The sequence below is a fragment of the Geodermatophilus aquaeductus genome (assembly GCF_900182545.1).
GTDB classification, from domain to species: domain Bacteria; phylum Actinomycetota; class Actinomycetes; order Mycobacteriales; family Geodermatophilaceae; genus Geodermatophilus; species Geodermatophilus aquaeductus.
Window position 1 is genome coordinate 68,976 of the sequence record NZ_FXTJ01000003.1, and the last position, 15,312, is coordinate 84,287.

Consider the following 15,312-nt stretch of genomic DNA (forward strand, 5'->3'; position numbering starts at 1 on the left):
CTGGGACCATGGGCGTCGTGCCGAGCAAGCGGATCCCCTGGGGCGCGGTCGCCTGGCTGCTGACCCTGCAGTTCTTCGTCGTCGAGACGATCGCCCAACTGCGGTCGCCGCTGCCGTACTCGCGGTCGGCCGACGTCATCAGCGCCCTCGGCGACGCCGTCCAGCCGGCGCACGCGCTGATGAACGCCTCCTTCGTGGTGCAGGCCGGCCTGATCGGCGCGGGCGCGGTGGCGCTGCTGCCGGTCCTGCGCGGGCAGGCGGCGCGGCCCGCGGTGGGGCTGCTCGGCGTCGCGGCGCTGGGGGTGCTGATGGTCGGCGTCTTTCCCCGCCTCACCTCGCCGGCGCTGCACACCACCGGCGCCGTCCTCTACCTGGCCGGCAGCGGGCTCGGGGTGATGGCGCTGGCCTACGCCGTGCGGCCCTGGTCGGAGGCGCTGGGCACGACGCTGGCGCTGCTGGGCCTGCTCGCCACCGCGATGACCGTCTTCTACGGCGCCGGCGTGGTCGGGTTCCTCGGCGAGGGCGGCACCGAGCGCGCGGCGGCCTACGTGCTGCCCGTGGCGCTGGCGCTGGCCGGGCCGTCGCTGTGGTGGCTCAGCCGCACCCGCGCCGAGCCGGACGCCGACCGCCCGACCCGGCGCCAGAGGAAGGCCGCCGAGCGCGAGCGGGAGCGGCTCGAGCGGGCCCGGCGCGCCGCCGAGCGGGACGACGCGCTGGAGGCCGCCGCCCGCCGCGCCCGGACCGCGCCCGCCGCCACCGACGACCCCTCACACGACCTGCACGACGAGGACCTGCACGACGACGACCTGGACCCCGACGACCCCTGGGCCGGCCCCCGCCGGCGCCGCGAGCGCTGAACCGGTCGCGGCCGTTCCGGGTCGCGGCCACGATGGGGGCATGACCGCCGAGGAGAGCGCGCCGACGCTGCAGGAGATCCCCGTCGAGGAGTGCCACCGGCTGCTGGCCACCCAGGAGATCGGCCGGCTGGCGGTCAACGCCGAGCACCACCCGCTGGTGTTCCCGGTGAACTACGCGATGGACGGGACGACGGTCGTCATCCGCACCGCCCCCGGCACCAAGCTGGCCGCCGCCGACCACGCCAACGTCACCTTCGAGGTCGACGAGATCGACCGGCGCACCCGCAGCGGGTGGAGCGTGCTGGTGCGCGCCGTCGCCGAGGAGGTCGGGCCCGGGCACCGCGCCGACCTCGTCGCGCGCACCGAGGCCACCGGCGTCACGCCCTGGGCGCCGGGTGAGCACGGGCGGTGGCTGCGACTGATCCCGACGTCGGTCACCGGCCGGCGGATCGTGCCCGGCGAGCTGCCGCCCGCCGTGGACCCGCGCGCCTACCTCTGAGCCGCCGCCTCCGCGACGGGTCCGACCGGCCGGGCCGGGCTGCGCCGCCGCGAGACGGCGACCCCGACCAGGCAGACCCCGCCGCCCACCACCGCCAGTGCCGGCGGCACCTCGTCGAGCAGCAGCCACGACAGGAGCACCACCAGCGGCGGCACCAGGTAGGTGGTGACGCCGAGCCGGCCTGCCTCGGTGCGCGCCAGCGCGTAGGCCCAGGTGCTGAACGCCAGCGCCGTCGGCACCGCGCCGAGGTAGGCCATCCCGAGCACCGAGGAGGCCGGCGCCGTCGCCAGGTCCGAGACCAGCGCCCCGGCCCACGGCAGGCAGCACACCGTGCCGATCGCGCAGGCGGTCGCGGTCACCTGCAGCGGCGGCAGCCGGCGCAGCACCGGCTTCTGCGCCACGACGCCGACGGCGTAGGTGACGGCGGCGACGAGGCACAGCAGCACCCCGAGCAGGTCGCCGCCGCTCCCCCGGCCGGCCAGCCCGATGAGCAGCACGCCCGCGAAGGCGACGGCGAGCCCGGCCACCAGCCAGCGCGGGAAGCCCTCGCCCAGCCACACCCCCGCCAGGACGGCGATGAGGATCGGGGCGGCGTTGACCAGCATCGCCGTCGTCCCGGCGTCGAGGTGCTGCTCGGCGGCGTTGAGCGCCACGTTGTAGACGGCGAACCAGCCGATCCCGCACAGCGCCAGCAGCCGCCACTCCCGCCGGGTCGGGGCCACCCAGCCGCGGCCGAGCGACAGCAGCGCCAGCACGACCGTGCCGACCAGCAGCCGGCCGAGCGCCAGCGCGCCGGGCGAGAGGTCGGCGCCGACCGCCCGGATCCCGATGAAGGCCGAGGCCCACGCGAGGACCGTGACGGCGACGGCGGCGAGGACCGGCGGGGACATCGGGCGGGCGGGCACGACCCGGACCCTAGGTCGCCGGCGGGTAGCGGTACCGGCGCTTTCCGGACCTGGCGCTCGGCTTGCGGAGAACGGCAGGCCGCTTGCCCTCAGGGCCGGCCGCGGAGGTGCTCGGCGTAGGTCACCCGGCCCCGGGCGGCCCGCGGCCCGGGCAGCACGCCGCCCTCCCGGAACGCCGCCGACAGCTTGCCCGGCAGCGGGGTGGCCACCACCCGCACGTTCGGCTCGCGCGCCGCCACCCAGGTGCGGGCGAGGTCGGCCGCGGCCAGGTCCTCCGGCCCGCCGAACTCGACGACGTCGGTGGCGGCCGGACGCGCGGCGACCTCGGTGAGGAAGCCCGCCGCCTCGGCCACGTCGACCGGCGCGGCGCTCCAGCCCATCGGCACGACGAGCACCGGCCCGCGCTTGGCGGTCGCCATCATCCCGTCGACGAAGTGGTGGAACTGGGTGATCCGCACCAGCGTCACCGGCAGCCCGGAGGCCAGCAGCACCTGCTCGGCGGCGTACTTGGCCCGGTAGTAGTTCCACGGCACCCGGTCGACGCCGACGATCGAGACGTAGACCAGGTGCCGCAGCCGGTCGCGGTCGAGGGCCTGCACCAGCCGCCGGGTGCCGGCGACGTCGACCTCCCAGGGGTTGCCGCGCGGGTCGCTGGCCGCGTGCACGACGACCTCGGCACCGCGGACCGCCGTCGCCAGGTCCCGGCCGGTGGCCAGGTCACCGCGGACGCCACCGGGCCCCGCCCCCCGCCGCGACATCTGCCGCACCTGGTGCCCGGCCGCCTGCAGCGACGGGACCAGGGACCGGCCGAGCGGACCACTGCCTCCGGTGACCACCACGTCCATGGGGTGCAGTCTGGCCGGACCGGTCCTTCCCGTTCCAGCGGCGTGCCGCACCCTCCGTATCTCATCTGCGAGATACCGTCTCGATCCGTGACGGCGACCGAGCTCCCGGCCGAGACCACGACCACCTCCCTCCCCGCGACCGGCGCGACCAGTGCCACCGAGCGCATCGGACTGCTCGTCCGCGACGCCCGCCGGCACCGCGGGCTGACCCAGCAGCAGCTCGCCGAACGCCTGGGCACCAGCCAGAGCGCGATCGCCCGCATCGAGCAGGGCGGGCAGAACCTCACCCTCGAGCTGCTCGGGCGGCTGTCCGAGGCGCTGGAGAGCGAGCTGATCAGCGTCGGCCCGGCCGGCCCCACCCACCTGCGGGTCACCGGCGGCACGCCGCTGCGCGGCAGCGTGACGGTGAAGTCGTCGAAGAACGCCGCCGTCGCCCTGCTGTGCGCCTCGCTGCTCAACCGCGGCCGGACCACGCTGCGCAACGTGGCCCGCATCGTCGAGGTGGACCGGATCCTCGACGTGCTGCGCTCGATCGGCGTCTCGGCCACCTGGGACGCCGCCGGCCGCGACCTGACGCTGCAGGTGCCCGACGAGCTCGACCTGGCCGGCATCGACGCCGACGCCGCCCGCCGCACCCGCAGCATCATCATGTTCCTCGGCCCGCTGCTGCACCGGGCCCGCGAGTTCCGGCTCCCCTACGCGGGCGGCTGTGACCTCGGCACCCGCACGGTGGAGCCGCACATGATCGCGCTGCGCCCCTTCGGCCTGGACATCGAGGCGCACGCCGGCGAGTACCACGCCACCGTCGGGCCACGGGCCGGCGAGCGGCGCACCATCGTGCTCACCGAGCGCGGCGACACCGTCACTGAGAACGCGCTGCTGGCCGCCGCCCGCGCCGAGGGCACCACGGTCATCCGCAACGCCAGCTCCAACTACATGGTCCAGGACCTGTGCCTGTACCTGCAGCTGCTCGGCGTCGGCGTCGAGGGCCTCGGGACGACGACGCTCACCGTGACCGGCCGGGCGGTTCTCGACGCCGACGTCGACTACACGATCAGCGAGGACCCGGTCGAGGCGATGAGCCTGCTGACCGCGGGCATCGTCACCTGCTCGGAGCTGACCGTGCGCCGCGCGCCGGTGGAGTTCCTGGAGATCGAGCTGGCGGTGCTGGCCGAGATGGGGCTGCGCTACGACCTGTCCCCGGAGTACGTGGCCGACAACGGCCACACCCGGCTGGCCGACGTCACCATCCACCCGTCGTCGCTCAAGGCCCCGATCGACAAGATCCACCCGATGCCGTTCCCGGGGCTCAACATCGACAACCTGCCGTTCTTCGCGGTCATCGCCGCCTCGGCCACCGGCTCGACGCTCATCCACGACTGGGTCTACGACAACCGCGCCATCCACCTGTCGGACCTGACCCGCCTGGGCGCCGACGTCCGGCTCATGGACCCGCACCGCGTGCTGGTCACCGGCCCGACCCGCTGGCGCAGCGCCGAGGTGGTCTGCCCGCCGGCGCTGCGCCCGGCCGTGTGCATCCTGCTGGCGATGCTCGCCTCGCGCGGCACGTCGGTGCTGCGCAACGTCGACATCATCGCCCGCGGCTACGAGCACCTCTACGAGCGCCTGGTCGAGATGGGCGCCTCGATCGAGGTCTTCTCCGACTGAGGAAGGACCCCTCGCCCCCCACCGCTCGCATGCTCGCGGCGGGCCCCTGCGAGGGGCCGTTCCAGCGCGTCACCTCTCCTGGTCGGTGGGGCGGACGAGGACCTCGTTGACCGCCACGTGCGGGGGCTGGCTCACGACGTAGACGATCGCCCGGGCGACGTCCTCGGCCTGCAGCGGCGTCATCTCGGTGGCCATCCGCTTCGACGCGGCCCTCGCGTCGGGCTGGGTGATGTGGTCGGTGAGCTCGGTGGCCACCGCGCCCGGCTCGACCAGCGAGATCCGCACACCCCGCGTCGTCACCTCCTGGCGCAGCGACTCGCTGAAGGCGTTCACCGCCCACTTGCTCGCGTTGTAGACGCCGGCGCCCTTGCGCGCGGTGCGCCCCGCGACGCTGGAGACGTTGACGACGTCGCCCGAGCCCTGCTCGAGCATGCCGTCGATCGCCGCGTGGGTCAGGTACATGAGGCCGAGCACGTTGGTCGACAGCATCCGGCGCCAGTCCTCGACGTCGGCACCGACGATCGTGCCGAGCAGCATCACCCCGGCGTTGTTCACGAGGACGTCGAGGCCGCCGAGCTCGGCGCGGGTGCGGGCGACGGCGGCGCGGCAGGAGGCCTCGTCGGTCACGTCCAGGTCGAGGGTCAGCACGCGGGCGCCCGCGCCCTCCAGCTCCCCGGCCAGCGCGGCGAGCCGGTCGGCGCGGCGGGCGCCGATGGCGACGGCGGCCCCGGCCCGGGCCAGCGCGACGGCGGTGGCCTCGCCGATCCCCGACGACGCCCCGGTGACGAGGGCGACCCTCCCGGACAGTGGTCGGCCGGCGTCGGTCATGCGGTCCTCCTCCCGTGCCGCCCGGTGCGGCACCCCGGACAGCCTGCGCCCGGCTCCGCCATCCGGCAGCCCGGCGATCCGGCAGTGTGCTTCAGTCCGGCGGCAGGCTGACGCCGAAGCCGCGGACGGCCAGCCGCAGCAGCACCGGCCCGCTGCGCTGCAGGTCGGCCACCCGGGCGGCGGCGGCCGCCTCGAGCTGCGCCGTGCGGCGGGCGAGCTCCTCCGGCCCGCGCAGCCGGGCGGCGTGCAGGACCGTCGTGTTGGCCCACACCCGGCGCCGCGACTCCCGCAGCAGCACCCGGGTCGCCGTCCGGTTGAGCCCGCCGGTGAGCCGGTCCAGCGGCGTCCGCGGGCTGCCGGCGGCCTGCAGCTCCCGGTCCTCCGCCTGCACCCGGGCGGCCAGCACCTCGTCGATCGCCTCGTGGTCGCGACGGCGGGAGTCCAGCAGCGGCGGGTCGGCGAAGTCGGCCACGCTGATCACCCGCACCAGCGACTGCGGCAGGTCGAAGTTGATGTGCGCGTTCATCCCCAGCAGCACGTGCGCCTCGGGCCGGGCGGCGGGGTCGGTGCGGAAGGCGGCCCGCCACGGCGCCGGCGGGGTGGCCGGGTCGCGGCGGTGGGCGTCGAGGGCGTCGAGGTAGAGACCGGCGAAGTCGACGTCCCAGGCGGTCACCCAGTCCGGGTCCTCGAACCGGCCGGCGTCGATGGCCGCGTTCACCGCCTGCGTGGTCCGCAGGTAGGTGCCGAGGAAGTGGCGCGCCGGGTCGCCGGCGGCGGTCACGTCGTCGAGCAGCTCCTGCATGCGGGCGACGAGCGCGTCCACCGGTGCGGTCACGCCGCGATCGTGCCCCCGGACCCCCCGGTTCCGCCGTTCAGGCGCGCAGGAGCTCCGGCAGCCGGTCCAGCGCCGCCGTCAGCAGGTCGGGCAGGTCGCCGGGCTCGCCCGCCAGCCAGCCGGCCAGCGCCACCTCGAAGCAGGCGACCACCAGCTTGGCGAGCAGCTGCGCGTCCTGCGCCGGGACGCCTCGGGCTCCGAGGCCCTCGGCCAGGGCCCCCTCCCAGCGGCGCAGCTTGGCCGCCGCCCGCGACTGCAGCGCGGGCACGCCGGCCACCACGTGCTCCCGGGTGAGGAGCAGGTCGCGCAGCGCGGCGACCTGCCCGGCGACCGCGACGGCGGCCGAGCGCACCGCCGCCCACGGCGGGAGGTCGGCCGGCGCCTGTGCCACGGCCTCCCGGGCCGAGGCGAGCAGGTCGTCCTCGAGGCCGAAGAGCAGGTCCTCCTTGTCGGCGAACAGCCGGAAGAGGGTGCTGCGCGAGACGTCGGCGGCCGCGGCCACCTGCTCGGTGCTCGTGGCCGCGTAGCCCTGCTCGGCGAACAGCACGACGGCGCGGCGGCTCACCTCGGCACGCAGCCGACGGCGGCGCCGCTGCGCGGCGGTCTCCTCCACCCGTCCTCCAGTTGACACGTCGTCCTCGTCCGACACAGAGTCCCACATCGGGACGACGTCCCCGAAGACCCCGGCGAGGACGCGGAGGACGCGATGGACGGCAGGCGGACGGCACTGGTCACCGGGGCGACGTCGGGGCTCGGGCGGGCCGCCGCCGGTGTCCTCGCGGCCACCGGCGGGTGGCAGGTGCTGGTCGGCGCCCGCGACCACCACCGCGGCGCCGAGGTGGCCGCCGGGCTGGGGCCGCCCGCCCACGTCGTCGCGCTCGACCTGGCCTCCCTCGACGACGTCCGGGCCGCCGCCGCCCGCGTCGCCGCCCGAGGGCGCCTGGACGCGCTGGTGCTCAACGCCGGCGTCCAGCTCCCCCGCGCAGACCGGGCGAGCGCCGACGGGTACGAGCTGACCTTCGCGGTCAACCACCTCGCGCACTTCCTGCTCACCGTCGAGCTCCTGCCGCACCTGGCGCCGGGTGCGCGGGTGGTCGTGGTCAGCAGCGGCACGCACTGGGGCACGTGGCGCCGGTCCGGGCCCTTCCCCGCGCCGCGCTGGGCCGACCCACGCGAGCTGGCCCGCCCGCGCCGGGAGTCCGGGCAGCGCGCCTACGCGACGTCGAAGCTGGCCAACGTCCTCTTCGGCGCCGAGCTCGCCCGCCGGCACCCGGAGGTCGACGTCGCCGTCTTCGACCCCGGCCTGGTGCCCGGCACCGGGCTGCACCGCGGCTACCCCGCCCCGGCGCGCGCGGTCTACACCGTGCTGGCGCCGCTGCTGGCCCGTCTGCCGTTCGCGTCGGGCGTCGAGCAGGCGGCCGCCGGGCTCGCCGCCGCGGTGACCGATCCACCGGGCACCAGCGGGCGCTACCTCGAGCGCGGCGTCGAGACGCCGTCGTCGCCGGAGAGCCGCGATCCCGCCCGCGCCCGCGAGCTGTGGGAGGCGAGCCTGGAACTCACCCGTCCCTAGACGAGCGCGTCGTAGCCGTCGTCGGGCGGGAGCAGGCCCGCGTCCACCGGCGGGCGGTGCGGCTGGTCCAGCCCGCGCATGCGGGCGGCGTGCAGCGCCAGCAGCAGGTTCAGCCGCAGCGTCGGGTCGGTGGTGAAGGGCCCGAGCAGCCGCTCGAGCTTGCCGATGCGGTAGCGCATCGTGTTGTAGTGGAAGTGCAGCCGGCGGGCGGACTCCGCGACGTTGAGGTTGGTCTCCAGCAGCACCCGCAGCGTCTCGCGCAGGTCGGCGGAGTCGGGGTCGGCGGCGTCGGCCAGCGACCCGAGCACCTCGTCGACATAGGAGCGCAGCTCCGTGCTGTCGGGGATCAGCGACAGCAGCCGGAACACCCCGAGCTGGTCGAAGTGGGTGACGGCAGCGGTCCCGTGGATCTCCTGGCCGACGCCGAGCGCCCGCTGCGCCTGCTGGTGGGCCTCCCCCAGCGCCGAGATCGACTCGGCGGGGCGGCCGATGCCGGTGCCGAGCACGCGGCCGACCCGGCGCACGCGGGCGTTGACCCGCGAGGTGACCGCGGTGACCAGCGAGGTGATCTCCTCCGGCGTCCGCCCGTCCAGCGGCAGCACGGTGACGATCTCGGTGGACAGCCCCGCGACGGCCGCGCCGCTCACCTCGGTCTCCAGCGCGGCCCGCCAGCCGTCGGCCAGCCGGTCGAGGACGTCGAGGGCGCGGGTGGGGTCGGCCTGCGGGTCGGCGGCGGTCTCGGTGGCGGTCACCAGCACGACGACGGGGCCGTCGAGCCGCCAGCCGAAGGAGCGGGTCTGGGCCAGCGCCCGCTCGGTGTGCCGCAGCGAGCCGCCCACCAGTCGGCGCACCAGGTCACCCTGGAAGCGCAGCTCGACGGAGTGCACCGCCTGCTGGCGGATGACCGACAGCGCCGAGACGACGGCGGCCCGCTCGAGGACACCGCCGGCGCCGACCACCATCTGCCCGCTGCGGTGGACCGCCACCAGCCAGCCGTGCCGCTGGTCGCCGGCCATGATCGGCGCGACGGCGTACTCCCCCACCCCGCCGGGCAGCTCGTGGTGCCCGGGGACGAGCAGGATGCCGTCGGCCGGCGAGAGGTCGGCGTCGGCGAGGACGTCGGCCGGGGTGACCACGGTCTGGTCGGCGCGCACGCCGGAGAGCCGGCTCGAGGGCGCCATCATCGCCAGCTCGTCCTCGGCCTCGGCGTCGAGCAGCCAGAGCCAGTCGCTGATCTCGGCGACGTCGTCGGCGGGGCCGGCGCTGGTGATGATCTCGCGGTCGGAGCCCAGGCCGAGGACGGCGGCGCCCTCGAGGAAGGTGGCCAGCTGCTCGGTGACCTCGGCCAGGCCGCCGCCGCTGAGCGCGACGTCGATGAACTGGTCGTGCATGCGCGCCGAGAGGGCGAGCGCCTCGCTCTGCTTGCGCACCACGGCGCCGAGGACCTCGGAGACCGCCTCGTCCATGCGGACGGTGGGCGGCAGCGCCACCACGGGGAAGCCGTGCCGATCGGCCTCGGCCAGCACCTCGGAGGGCACCGGCGGCGGGCCCTCGCCGCGGCGGAAGGCCAGGGCGGCGGCGCCGGCCTGCACCAGCCGCTCGACCAGCGCCCGGCACGCGGCCGGGTCGGCCGGGGGCAGCCGGGCCCCGAGGACGACGAGGACGTCGGGCCCCGCACTCCGGAGGGGGGCCGACGGGTCGTCGACGACCATGTGCCGTACGGTGCGGTCCGCGCCCGCGCGGCCGGCGACCACCTCGGCGCCGGCCAGGCGGGGCAGCCGCAGGGCCTCGTCCACGCGCAGGCCCACCCGGTCGCGCCACTCGCCGCGGTCGTCACGGGCCGACGTGGAGCGGGCGAAGTCCTGCCACCCCTGCGGCAGCTGCAGGGGCGCCGTGGGGTAGGAGCCAGAGGTCATCGGGGCCTCACTGTAGGTCACGGCTCGCCCTCCTCGTCGCCCGGTGTCCATGTCGGGTTGCAGCAACCTGGCAGGTGTGCCTGGACGGGCACCCCCATTCTTGGCCACATTCGCCATACGAGGACGTGCGACGCGCCGCCTAGCTTCGAGCCAGTCGGCCCGTCCGCTGGATGGTAGGCGCTCACCACACGCGGTGTTCCGCCCCCTTCCGGAGGGCGGTCCGGCTCGGCAGGAGCCGAGTGGAAGGTCGCTCCCGCTGTCCGACGGGGAAGGGCTGAGCAGATGCGCACCATCGACCACACCACGACCGGCTCCAGCACCGCAGTCCCGGGCCAGGCCGCCCGGGCCGGCGTCCCGACGATCCCGCTGCCCCGCGCCTCGGCGCAGGAGACGGTCCGGACGGCGGCGCCCACGCGGGTCCCGTCCGCCGTGCCCTCCTCGGCCAGCACCGGGATCGCCGACCTGCTGCGCGGCCCGGTCCGCCCGGCACGGGTGCTCATGAGCGGCCCCGCCGCCGTGTACCTGCAGGTGTCCACCGACCGGGGCAGCGACGTCGTCGGGGTGCTCACCAGCGACGCCGCCCGGCTGCCGCTGGGCTGCGTCCTCTTCCGGCCGAGCAACGGCCGCCCGCTGGTCGCGCTGCCCAGCGGCGCGCCCGCGGAGGTCGGCGGTGGCCGCATCGTCGTCGGCGACCTGATCGTGCGGGCCGCGGCCTGGTGGGACCCGCAGCCGCGGCTGCCCAGCCCGCACCCGGCCCTGCTGCCCGAGGGCGTGCGCCAGCTGCGCACCACCCTCTACGGCGAGGGTGTCCCGCACAGCGCGTTCACCCTCCCCGGCCTGCCGGCCGGCCCCGGTGGCCCGCTGGCCGCGCTCCGCGGCGCCGTCCGCCGGGCCGACCTCGACGCCGCGCTGCGCACCGCCGCCCGGCTGATCGGCCTCGGCCCCGGCCTCACCCCCGCCGGTGACGACGTCATGGCCGGCACGATGGCCGGGCTGGTGCTCCTGCGGCACCCGGCCGCCGAGCGGTTCGCCGCCGGCGTCTACTCGCTGGCCGCCGGCCGCACCACCGAGCTGTCCCGGGCGTTGCTGCGGCACGCCGCGGCCGGCCGGGTCAGCGGCGAGTACGCCGCGGTGCTGCAGGGCCTGGTCGGCGAGCGTCCGCTCGGCCCGGCCATCGAGGGCCTGCTCGCCACCGGCTCCACCAGCGGCCGGGCCATGGCGCTGGGCCTGTGCACCGCGATCGACCTGGTGGACCGCACCACCCGGCGCTGACCGCACGACCGGCGGCCCCCTCCCCATCCGGGGAGGGGGCCGCTCCCGTGGGCCCGATGAGTTCCGCCGCCGCGAGGCGTCCGTCCTGCGACCGCCCCGACCCCAGGAGTCCCCGATGTCCTTCCAGGCCTACCTCGACGCGCTCGAGCAGAAGACCGGACACACCCCGCGCGAGCTGGTCGCGCAGGCCCACGAGCGCGGCCTCGACGCCCCGGGCACCAAGGCCGGCGAGGTGGTGACCTGGCTGGCCGACGAATACGGCGTCGGCCGCGGTCACGCCATGGCCCTGGTCCACGTGCTGAAGTGCGGCGCCACCATCAGCACGAAGCACGTGGGCAGCACCGGCTCGCACCGCGACGAGTCCGACACCCTCTGGCTCGACGGCGTCGCCACCAGGCCGGCCTGAGGATTCACCTGCGGTGGCCCCGCCGCAGGGTCCCGCCGCGAGCCTGCGAGTGGCGGGGGGCGGCGGGGTCCTTCGTCAGATGCGGCAGGCGTGGATGCTCGTGACCAGGATCGCGCGGGCGCCGAGCTCCCACAGCTCGTCCATGACCCGGTTGGTGTCGTTCTGGCGCACCATCGCGCGCACCGCCGACCACCCCTCGGTCTGCAGCGGGCTGACCGTCGGGCCCTCGAGGCCGGGGGTCAGCGCGGTGGCCCGCGCGAGCAGCTCGTTGGGGCAGTCGTAGTCGAGCATCACGTACTGCCGGGCCACGAGGACGCCGCGCAGCCGGCGCCGCAGCTGGGCAACGGCGGGGATCTCCTCGGCGCCCTCCCGGCGGACGAGCACCGCCTCGCTGGTCAGGACCGGCTCGCCGATGATCCGCAGCCCCGCCGCGCGCAGCGTCGTCCCGGTCTCGACGACGTCGCACACGGCGTCGGCCACCCCGAGGCGGCAGGCGGTCTCCACGGCGCCGTCGAGCTTGACCACGCCGGCCTTGATGCCGGACTCCTCCAGGTACCGCTGCAGCAGCACCGGGTAGGCGGTGGCGATCCGCTTGCCGGCCAGCTGCTCGACGGAGTCGATGACGGACTCGACCGGGCTGGCGAAGCGGAACGACGAGCGGCCGAAGCCCAGCGGCATGACCTCGACGGCGGTCGGGCCCTCGCCGTCGGCCGGCGCGGTCTCCAGCAGCATGTCGCGGCCGGTGATGCCGACGTCCAGGGTGCCGGCGGCGACGTAGACGGCGATGTCACGCGGCCGCAGGTAGAAGAACTCGGTGTCGCTCTCGGGGTCGTACACCGCGAGGTCCTTGGTGCTGCGCCGCTGCCGGTAGCCGCTCTCGGACAGCATCTCGGCCGCGGGCTCGCTGAGGACGCCCTTGTTGGGCACGGCGATGCGCAGCACTGGTCGATCTCCTGGAGTTGGGGGGCTGGATCAGAGGTGGGTGTAGACGTCGTCGAGGGTCAGCCCGCGAGCGAGCATGAGGACCTGCACCCGGTAGAGGAGTTGGCTGATCTCCTCGGCGGTGCGCTCGGGGCCCTCGTGCTCGGCGGCCATCCACGACTCGGCGGCCTCCTCGACCACCTTCTTGCCCGCCGCGTGCACGCCGTCGGCGACGGCGGTCACGGTGCCCGAGGCGGGGTCGCCCGCGGCGACCTTGGCCGAGAGCTCGGCGAACAGGGCGTCGAAGGTCTTCACGCCAGCCCCTGCCCGACGACGGGGGTGGCCTGGAAGCCGGTGGCGCGCGGCGCGGGGCGCAGCCCGCGGAGGGTGAGGGCGGTGGCGAGCGCGGCGACCGCAGCCTCCCAGCCCTTGTCCTCGACCGAACCGGGCAGGCCGGCGCGGTCGCGCGCCTGCTGCTCGGTGTCGCAGGTGAGCACGCCGTTGCCCACGGGCTTGCCGGCGTCGAGCGCCACCCGGGTCAGGCCCGCGGTGACGGCGTCGCAGACGTACTCGAAGTGCGGCGTGCCGCCGCGGATGACCACACCGAGGGCGACGACGGCGTCGTGCCGCTCGGCCAGCGCCTGCGCGACCACCGGCAGCTCCACCGCGCCGGGCGCGCGCACGACCGTCGGCGAGGGGATCCCGCTGGCGCGGGCGGCCTCGACCGCGCGGGCGAGCAGCGCGTCGGTGATCTCGGCGTGCCAGGTGGTGGCCACGATGCCCAGCGACAGGCCCGCGGCGTCGACCGCGGCGGCGACCGGACGTCCCTCCCCGCTCACAGCTGCTGCTCGTGCTGGCGCAGGGGGACGTCGGTCCCGGGGACGGTGGCGGGCTCGCCGGCGGGGACGTCGGCCGGGCCGGACTCGGTCTCGGGCTCGATGATGTCGAGCAGGTGGCCCATCCGGTCGCGCTTGGTGCGCAGGTAGGCCAGGTTCTCCGCGGTGACGGTGCTGGGCAGCGGCACCCGGCCGGTGACCTTGAGGCCGTAGCCCTCCAGGCCCGCGCGCTTGGCCGGGTTGTTGGTGAGCAGCCGCATGGTGTGCACGCCGAGGTCGACGAGGATCTGCGCGCCGGTGCCGTAGTCGCGGGCGTCGGCGGGCAGGCCGAGGTCGAGGTTGGCGTCGACGGTGTCCACGCCGGCGTCCTGCAGCTGGTAGGCCTGCAGCTTGTGCAGCAGGCCGATCCCCCGGCCCTCGTGCCCGCGGATGTAGAGCACGATCCCGCGGCCCTCGTGGGCGACGGCGGCCAGGGCGGCCTGCAGCTGCGGGCCGCAGTCGCAGCGCAGCGAGCCGAAGACGTCGCCGGTCAGGCACTCGGAGTGCACGCGCACCAGCACGTCCTCGCCGTCGCCGATGTCGCCGTAGACGAAGGCGACGTGCTCGCGCTCGTCGTAGGAGCTGCGGTAGCCGACCGCGGTGAAGGTGCCCGGCGCCAGCGGCACCGTGGCCTCGGCGACCCGCTCGACCAGCTTGTCGAAGCGCTTGCGGTAGGCGATGAGGTCGGCGATCGAGATCAGGCAGAGGTCGTGCTCGTCGGCGAAGACGCGCAGCTCCTCGGCGCGGGCCATGCCGGTCGGGTCCTTCTCGCTGACCAGCTCGCACAGCGTGCCCGAGGGGCGCAGGCCGGCGAGGACGGCGAGGTCGACGGCGGCCTCGGTGTGCCCGGGCCGGCGCAGGACGCCGCCGTCCTTGGCGCGCAGCGGCACGATGTGGCCGGGGCGGGCGAGGTCGGCCGAGGAGGTGTCGGCACCGGCCAGCAGGCGGATCGTGTGCGCCCGGTCGTGGGCGGAGATGCCGGTGCTCACGCCCTCGCGGGCGTCGACGGTGACGGTGTAGGCGGTGCCGCGGCGGTCCTGGTTCACCCGGAACATCGGCGGCAGGTCCAGCCGGTCGGCGTCGGCCTCGGTGACCGACACGCAGATGTAGCCCGAGGTGTAGCGGACCATGAAGGCCACGAGCTCCGGCGTCGCGAGCTCCGAGGCGAAGATCAGGTCGCCCTCGTTCTCGCGGTCCTCGTCGTCGATCACGACGACCGGGCGGCCGTCCTTGATCGCGGCGATGGCCGTCTCGACGGAGTCCAGGCGGACGGTGCCGCTCATGCGCGTGCTCCCAGCAGGCGTTCCACGTACTTGGCGATCACGTCGACCTCCAGGTTGACCGGGTCCCCCGGGGCGCGGCCGCCCAGCGTGGTCTCGCGGAGGGTGGCGGGGATGAGACTGACCTCGAACCAGGGCTCGGGGTCGTCGACGGCGCTCAGCGCGCTGACGGTGAGCGAGACGCCGTCGACGGTGATGGAGCCCTTCTCGACGACGTAGCGCGCGAGCTCCGGCGGCAGGGCGACGCGGACGACGTCCCAGTGCTCGCTCGGCGTCCGGCTCACGACCGTGCCGACGCCGTCGACGTGGCCCTGCACGATGTGCCCGCCGAGACGGGTGTGCGGCGCGACCGCGCGCTCGAGGTTGACCGGGTCGCCGCCGGCGAGGGCGCCGAGGCTGCTGCGGCGCAGCGTCTCGGCCATGACGTCGGTGGACCACACCGAGGCGCCGTCGCCGTCGGGCTCGACGCCGGTGACGGTGAGGCACACGCCGTTGACCGAGATCGAGTCGCCGAGCGAGACGTCCTCCAGGACGCGGCGGGCGCGGATGCGCAGCACGGCCGCGTCGCCTCCCGGTCCCCCCACGTCCTCGCGGGCGGCGAGGGAGCCGACCTCCTCGACGATGCCGGTGAACAC

17 protein-coding genes are annotated in these 15,312 nt (G+C 75.8%); 6 read left to right on the forward strand and 11 right to left on the reverse strand.

Annotated features, from left to right (window positions below; all coding sequences use genetic code 11):
- Nucleotides 1–8 precede the first annotated feature (8 nt).
- Nucleotides 9–857, forward strand: a complete 849-nt coding sequence (locus FN207_RS09190) for a DUF998 domain-containing protein (protein ID WP_142458228.1) — start codon at nt 9–11, stop codon at nt 855–857.
- 40 nt (nt 858–897) lie between these two features.
- The gene (locus FN207_RS09195) at nt 898–1,356 is read left to right on the forward strand and encodes a pyridoxamine 5'-phosphate oxidase family protein (protein ID WP_142458229.1); all 459 of its coding nucleotides are present in this window, start codon (nt 898–900) and stop codon (nt 1,354–1,356) included.
- On the opposite strand, the gene FN207_RS09200 is transcribed toward FN207_RS09195, so the two are convergent.
- Together FN207_RS09200 and FN207_RS09205 are read right to left on the reverse strand one after the other, a co-directional pair.
- Nucleotides 1,347–2,261 (reverse strand): DMT family transporter, encoded by a 915-nt coding sequence (locus FN207_RS09200; protein ID WP_246065928.1) that lies wholly within the window; start codon nt 2,259–2,261, stop codon nt 1,347–1,349. The genes FN207_RS09195 and FN207_RS09200 overlap by 10 nt on opposite strands.
- 89 nt (nt 2,262–2,350) lie before the next feature.
- Nucleotides 2,351–3,106 carry an SDR family oxidoreductase gene (locus tag FN207_RS09205; protein WP_142458230.1) on the reverse strand — a complete coding sequence of 252 codons (756 nt, stop codon included), beginning with the start codon at nt 3,104–3,106 and terminating at the stop codon, nt 2,351–2,353.
- A gap of 87 nt (nt 3,107–3,193) precedes the next feature.
- Between FN207_RS09205 and FN207_RS09210 the strand changes: the two genes are divergently transcribed.
- Entirely contained in the window at nt 3,194–4,774 is a 1,581-nt protein-coding gene (locus FN207_RS09210) for a helix-turn-helix domain-containing protein (protein ID WP_142458231.1), read from the forward strand.
- 69 nt (nt 4,775–4,843) lie between these two features.
- Here FN207_RS09210 and FN207_RS09215 read toward each other — a convergent pair whose 3' ends face one another.
- The 3 genes from FN207_RS09215 to FN207_RS09225 form a co-directional block, all read right to left on the reverse strand.
- Nucleotides 4,844–5,602: an SDR family NAD(P)-dependent oxidoreductase gene (locus FN207_RS09215; RefSeq protein WP_142458232.1), complete on the reverse strand. Its 759-nt coding sequence runs from the start codon at nt 5,600–5,602 to the stop codon at nt 4,844–4,846.
- Between the two features lie 91 nt (nt 5,603–5,693).
- Nucleotides 5,694–6,437: a DUF5995 family protein gene (locus FN207_RS09220; protein ID WP_142458233.1), complete on the reverse strand. Its 744-nt coding sequence runs from the start codon at nt 6,435–6,437 to the stop codon at nt 5,694–5,696.
- A gap of 37 nt (nt 6,438–6,474) precedes the next feature.
- Complete coding sequence (locus tag FN207_RS09225; RefSeq protein ID WP_185938265.1) at nt 6,475–7,050, reverse strand: TetR/AcrR family transcriptional regulator; 576 nt, start codon at nt 7,048–7,050, stop codon at nt 6,475–6,477.
- Nucleotides 7,051–7,143: 93 nt separating this feature from the next.
- Here FN207_RS09225 and FN207_RS09230 point away from each other — a divergent pair, with 93 nt between their 5' ends.
- Nucleotides 7,144–8,007: an SDR family NAD(P)-dependent oxidoreductase gene (locus FN207_RS09230; protein ID WP_142458235.1), complete on the forward strand. Its 864-nt coding sequence runs from the start codon at nt 7,144–7,146 to the stop codon at nt 8,005–8,007.
- Here FN207_RS09230 and FN207_RS09235 read toward each other — a convergent pair.
- Nucleotides 8,004–9,944 carry a PucR family transcriptional regulator gene (locus FN207_RS09235; protein WP_246065929.1) on the reverse strand — a complete coding sequence of 647 codons (1,941 nt, stop codon included), beginning with the start codon at nt 9,942–9,944 and terminating at the stop codon, nt 8,004–8,006. The genes FN207_RS09230 and FN207_RS09235 overlap by 4 nt on opposite strands.
- Before the next feature lie 261 nt (nt 9,945–10,205).
- Here FN207_RS09235 and FN207_RS09240 point away from each other — a divergent pair, with 261 nt between their 5' ends.
- Together FN207_RS09240 and FN207_RS09245 are read left to right on the forward strand one after the other, a co-directional pair.
- Nucleotides 10,206–11,195, forward strand: a complete 990-nt coding sequence (locus tag FN207_RS09240) for an oxamate carbamoyltransferase subunit AllH family protein (RefSeq protein WP_142458236.1) — start codon at nt 10,206–10,208, stop codon at nt 11,193–11,195.
- Nucleotides 11,196–11,310: 115 nt separating this feature from the next.
- Nucleotides 11,311–11,601, forward strand: coding sequence for a DUF4287 domain-containing protein (locus FN207_RS09245; protein WP_142458237.1), 291 nt, complete (start codon nt 11,311–11,313; stop codon nt 11,599–11,601).
- A 75-nt stretch (nt 11,602–11,676) separates the two neighbouring features.
- Here FN207_RS09245 and hisG read toward each other — a convergent pair whose 3' ends face one another.
- The 5 genes from hisG to FN207_RS09270 are packed head-to-tail and all read right to left on the reverse strand — an operon-like array spanning nt 11,677 to nt 15,312.
- On the reverse strand, nt 11,677–12,543 hold the full coding sequence (gene hisG / locus FN207_RS09250) for an ATP phosphoribosyltransferase (protein WP_142458238.1): 867 nt from the start codon (nt 12,541–12,543) through the stop codon (nt 11,677–11,679).
- Between the two features lie 30 nt (nt 12,544–12,573).
- The gene (locus FN207_RS09255; RefSeq protein ID WP_110908509.1) at nt 12,574–12,837 is read right to left on the reverse strand and encodes a phosphoribosyl-ATP diphosphatase; all 264 of its coding nucleotides are present in this window, start codon (nt 12,835–12,837) and stop codon (nt 12,574–12,576) included.
- Entirely contained in the window at nt 12,834–13,361 is a 528-nt protein-coding gene (gene ribH, locus FN207_RS09260) for a 6,7-dimethyl-8-ribityllumazine synthase (RefSeq protein WP_142458239.1), read from the reverse strand. Before ribH ends, FN207_RS09255 begins: the two co-directional genes overlap by 4 nt.
- A complete protein-coding gene (locus FN207_RS09265) occupies nt 13,358–14,680 on the reverse strand; it encodes a bifunctional 3,4-dihydroxy-2-butanone-4-phosphate synthase/GTP cyclohydrolase II (protein ID WP_142458240.1) in 1,323 nt (440 codons plus the stop codon). Before FN207_RS09265 ends, ribH begins: the two co-directional genes overlap by 4 nt.
- The gene (locus tag FN207_RS09270) at nt 14,677–15,312 is read right to left on the reverse strand and encodes a riboflavin synthase (protein ID WP_142458241.1); all 636 of its coding nucleotides are present in this window, start codon (nt 15,310–15,312) and stop codon (nt 14,677–14,679) included. The genes FN207_RS09265 and FN207_RS09270 overlap by 4 nt, the downstream gene beginning before the upstream one ends.

Bases quoted from the DNA above. Each gene is read 5' to 3' on its own strand.
- FN207_RS09265 (WP_142458240.1), bottom strand. From the start codon at position 14,680: ATGAGCGGCACCGTCCGCCTGGACTCCGTCGAGACGGCCATCGCCGCG.
- FN207_RS09190 (WP_142458228.1), top strand. From the start codon at position 9: ATGGGCGTCGTGCCGAGCAAGCGGATCCCCTGGGGCGCGGTCGCCTGG.
- FN207_RS09230 (WP_142458235.1), top strand. From the start codon at position 7,144: ATGGACGGCAGGCGGACGGCACTGGTCACCGGGGCGACGTCGGGGCTC.
- FN207_RS09215 (WP_142458232.1), bottom strand. From the start codon at position 5,602: ATGACCGACGCCGGCCGACCACTGTCCGGGAGGGTCGCCCTCGTCACC.
- FN207_RS09240 (WP_142458236.1), top strand. From the start codon at position 10,206: ATGCGCACCATCGACCACACCACGACCGGCTCCAGCACCGCAGTCCCG.
- FN207_RS09195 (WP_142458229.1), top strand. From the start codon at position 898: ATGACCGCCGAGGAGAGCGCGCCGACGCTGCAGGAGATCCCCGTCGAG.
- FN207_RS09205 (WP_142458230.1), bottom strand. From the start codon at position 3,106: ATGGACGTGGTGGTCACCGGAGGCAGTGGTCCGCTCGGCCGGTCCCTG.
- FN207_RS09245 (WP_142458237.1), top strand. From the start codon at position 11,311: ATGTCCTTCCAGGCCTACCTCGACGCGCTCGAGCAGAAGACCGGACAC.